Origin of the sequence: Salmonella sp. 32120201201600049SM (assembly GCF_017572835.1) — a bacterium.
Classification (GTDB): domain Bacteria; phylum Pseudomonadota; class Gammaproteobacteria; order Enterobacterales; family Enterobacteriaceae; genus Salmonella; species Salmonella enterica.
This window is the reverse complement of record NZ_JAGESA010000032.1, coordinates 1-881: the sequence shown is the minus strand read 5'-3', so window position 1 is coordinate 881 and position 881 is coordinate 1. Positions and strand designations below refer to the sequence as shown.

The following is an 881-nucleotide window of genomic DNA, read 5'->3' as shown; positions in this document are numbered from 1 at the left end:
ATGCCGATTAGCTGGATGCCACCAAGAAACAGTATCGACACCAGAAGTGACGGGTATCCCCGCACGGCGTTACCGAACGCCAGAGTGTCGAATATCATCCAGGCACCATACAGAAATGCAACACCTGCGACAGCTAACCCGATATACGTCCAGATGCGGAGAGGGAAAGTTGAGAAGCTGGTAATCCCTTCGAGCGCCAGATTCCATAATTTCCAGCCGTTGAATTTCGAATCACCGGCCACGCGTTCGGCACGGGCATATTTAACAACATCCGTTTTTCCGCCAACCCAACTGAGCACACCCTTCATGAACAAGTTGCGTTCGGGCATTAATTTAATATTTTCGACAACCTCACGGCTCATTAACCGGAAATCACCGACGTTCTCTTCAATTTTCGGATTGCTGATTTTATTGTGCAGCTTATAAAACCATTCAGCTGTCTTACGCTTCATGCGCCCGTCAGTTGAGCGGTCTGAGCGCTTAGCCAGCACCATATCCGCGCCAGCCTGCCACTTCTCAATGAGATGGGGGATAACTTCTATCGGATCCTGTAAATCGACATCAATAGGAATGACCGCATCCCCGGTTGCATGGTCGAGACCCGCGAAAAGAGCAGGTTCTTTACCGAAGTTTCGCGTAAACGAAAGCGGAATAACGAGCGGATCAGATGCAGCTATTTTGTTAATTATTGATTCAGTCGCATCTTTGCTTCCGTCGTTGATGAAAACAATCTCAACTTCATACGGTTTTAGCTCTTCAAACTCGCGAACCGTTTTATAGAAAATAGGTATCGTGGCTTCTTCATTGAAGACCGGAACGACTAACGAGACTTTCATTTCGCATCCCTAAAGACAATGAACTTTGAATAAATGAATCCGCAT

At 47.0% G+C, this 881-nt stretch carries 1 protein-coding gene; it reads right to left on the bottom strand.

The genetic code is table 11. The features are described 5' to 3' along the window. Positions 1-836: glycosyltransferase family 2 protein (locus tag J4650_RS22645; RefSeq protein WP_023993874.1), on the bottom strand; the 836-nt coding region annotated here is incomplete at its 3' end. Between the last annotated feature and the right edge of the window lie 45 nt (positions 837-881).